Annotated in this window: 4 protein-coding genes; all 4 read left to right on the forward strand. The window is 66.9% G+C overall.

Features of this window, described 5'->3' with window-relative positions:
* Nucleotides 1-159: 159 nt before the first annotated feature.
* Nucleotides 160-297, forward strand: a complete 138-nt coding sequence (gene ccoS, locus ACIY1X_RS25920) for a cbb3-type cytochrome oxidase assembly protein CcoS (protein ID WP_399686425.1) — start codon at nt 160-162, stop codon at nt 295-297.
* Nucleotides 298-363: 66 nt separating this feature from the next.
* Nucleotides 364-1,797, forward strand: a complete 1,434-nt coding sequence (ccoN, locus tag ACIY1X_RS25925) for a cytochrome-c oxidase, cbb3-type subunit I (protein ID WP_399686423.1) — start codon at nt 364-366, stop codon at nt 1,795-1,797.
* A gap of 22 nt (nt 1,798-1,819) precedes the next feature.
* Complete coding sequence (gene ccoO / locus ACIY1X_RS25930; protein ID WP_038204536.1) at nt 1,820-2,446, forward strand: cytochrome-c oxidase, cbb3-type subunit II; 627 nt, start codon at nt 1,820-1,822, stop codon at nt 2,444-2,446.
* 28 nt (nt 2,447-2,474) lie between these two features.
* A partial coding sequence (locus ACIY1X_RS25935) for a cbb3-type cytochrome oxidase subunit 3 (RefSeq protein WP_399686427.1) occupies nt 2,475-2,602 on the forward strand: 128 nt, incomplete at its 3' end.

Consider the following 2,602-nt stretch of genomic DNA (forward strand, 5'->3'; position numbering starts at 1 on the left):
TGGCGCCTTCGGCTTGGAGGGGGTCGCACCCAGCGGCCTGGCGAAGCCAGTTCCGCGGGTGCCCTGGCATGGCCTGCTCCGCGGCCATCGGAGCCGCTGCCTGCCAGCGGTTTCATGCGATGCGGGTGGCGCGCAGCGCAATCAAAAACTGAAAAGAAGATGGAGATCCTTTTCGTCCTCGTCCCGCTGTCGGTCGTGCTGGTGCTGCTCATCATCGCCGGGCTGTGGTGGGCCGTCGAGCGTGGCCAGTTCGACGACATCGAGCAGGAAGGCGAGCGCATTCTGCGCGGCGATTGATCTTCGTCAAACCGATGCCGGGAACCGGCACGGAAACTGGCTTCCATCCCATCCACCGTACCCACGATGCAGTCAACCCACACACCCGCGGCGGTCTACAACGACACGGTCGTCCGCCAGTTCTCCCTGATGGCCGTGGTCTGGGGCGTGGTCGGCATGGCGGTCGGCGTCCTCATCGCCGCGCAGCTGACCTGGCCCGAGCTGAACCTGGGCATCCCCTGGCTGAGCTACGGCCGCCTGCGGCCGCTGCACACCAACGCGGTGATCTTCGCCTTCGGCGGCTGCGCCCTGATCGGCACCAGCTTCCACGTGGTGCAGCGCACCTGCCAGGTGCCGCTGTTCGCGCCGAAGCTGGCCTCCTTCGTCTTCTGGGGCTGGCAGGCGGTGATCGTGGCGGCGGCCATCTCGCTGCCGCTGGGCTACACGCAGGGCAAGGAATACGCCGAACTGGAGTGGCCCATCGACATCCTGATCACCCTGGTGTGGGTGGCCTACGCGATCGTCTTCTTCGGCACCGTGGGCACGCGCAAGGTGCGCCACATCTACGTGGCCAACTGGTTCTACGGCGGCTTCATCCTGGCCATCGCGCTGCTGCACGTGGTCAACAGCGCCGCCATCCCGGCCGGCTGGATGAAGAGCTACGCGGCCTACGCGGGCGTGCAGGACGCGATGGTGCAGTGGTGGTACGGCCACAACGCCGTGGGCTTCTTCCTCACCGCCGGCTTCCTCGGGATGATGTACTACTACATCCCCAAGCAGGCCGAGCGCCCGGTCTACAGCTACCGCCTGTCGATCGTGCACTTCTGGGCGCTGATCTTCACCTACATGTGGGCCGGCCCGCACCACCTGCACTACACCGCGCTGCCGGACTGGACGCAGTCAGTGGGCATGGTGTTCTCGCTGATCCTGCTGGCGCCGAGCTGGGGCGGGATGATCAACGGCATCATGACCCTCTCGGGCGCCTGGCACAAGCTGCGCACCGACCCGATCCTGCGCTTCCTGATCGTGGCCCTGTCCTTCTACGGCATGTCCACCTTCGAGGGCCCGATGATGTCCATCAAGACCGTCAACGCCCTCTCGCACTACACCGACTGGACCGTCGGCCACGTGCACGCCGGCGCGCTGGGCTGGGTGGGCCTGATCACGATGGGTTCGCTGTACTACCTGATCCCGCGCATGTACGGCCGCACCACGATGCACAGCGTCAAGGCCATCGAGCTGCACTTCTGGCTGTCCACCATCGGCATCGTGCTGTACATCGCCGCGATGTGGATCGCCGGCGTGATGCAGGGCCTGATGTGGCGCGCCATCAACCCCGACGGCACCCTGACCTACACCTTCGCCGAGAGCGTCAAGGCCACCTTCCCCTTCTACGTGGTGCGCCTGACCGGCGGCGTGCTGTTCCTCGGCGGCATGCTGGTGATGGCCTGGAACACATGGATGACGGTGGCCCGCGGCCGCGCGACGCGCGCGCCCATCCCCGCCGTGGCCCACGCATGAACGAACAGCGAGAACAACGAGCATGAGCACCCCCAGCCAGAAGTCCGGCTTCTCCCACGAGAAGATCGAGACCAACAACTTCCTGATGATCGTGCTGATCGTGCTGGTCGTCGCCGTCGGCGGCCTGGTCGAGATCGTGCCGCTGTACTTCCAGAAGTCCACCACCGAGCCGATCGCCGGGCTGAAGCCGCCCACCGCGCTGCAACTGGCGGGGCGCGACATCTACGTGCGCGAGGGCTGCTACAACTGCCACTCGCAGATGATCCGCCCCTTCCGCGCCGAGACGCTGCGCTACGGCCACTACTCGGTGGCCGGCGAGTTCGTCTACGACCACCCCTTCCAGTGGGGCAGCAAGCGCACCGGCCCCGACCTGCACCGCGTGGGCGGCAAGTACAGCGACGAATGGCACCGCGTGCACCTGAACAACCCGCGCGACGTGGTGCCGGAGTCGAACATGCCCGCCTACCCCTGGCTGGAGAAGACGCCGGTGGACGCGGACGCCATCCCGCGCCACATGGCCGCGCTGCGCAAGGTGGGCGTGCCCTACACCGACGAGGAGATCGCCGGCGCCCGCGCCGAGGTCGAGGGCAAGACCGAGATGGACGCCACGATCGCCTACCTGCAGTCGCTGGGCCGCCTGCTCAAGTAAGCCGCCGTCACCTGAACCGGGAGCCGTCATGGACCTCACCTTCCTGCGCGAAGCCGCCACCGTCATCTGTTTCCTGCTGTTCATCGGCATCGTGGCCTGGGCCTACGCGGGCCGCAACCGCGAACGCTTCGAGGAGGCCGCGCGCCTGCCCTTCGA

The sequence above is a fragment of the Xenophilus sp. genome (assembly GCF_044462705.1).
GTDB lineage: Bacteria > Pseudomonadota > Gammaproteobacteria > Burkholderiales > Burkholderiaceae_C > Xenophilus > Xenophilus azovorans.

Bases quoted from the DNA above. Each gene is read 5' to 3' on its own strand.
- ccoN (WP_399686423.1), top strand. From the start codon at position 364: ATGCAGTCAACCCACACACCCGCGGCGGTCTACAACGACACGGTCGTC.
- ccoS (WP_399686425.1), top strand. From the start codon at position 160: ATGGAGATCCTTTTCGTCCTCGTCCCGCTGTCGGTCGTGCTGGTGCTG.
- ccoO (WP_038204536.1), top strand. From the start codon at position 1,820: ATGAGCACCCCCAGCCAGAAGTCCGGCTTCTCCCACGAGAAGATCGAG.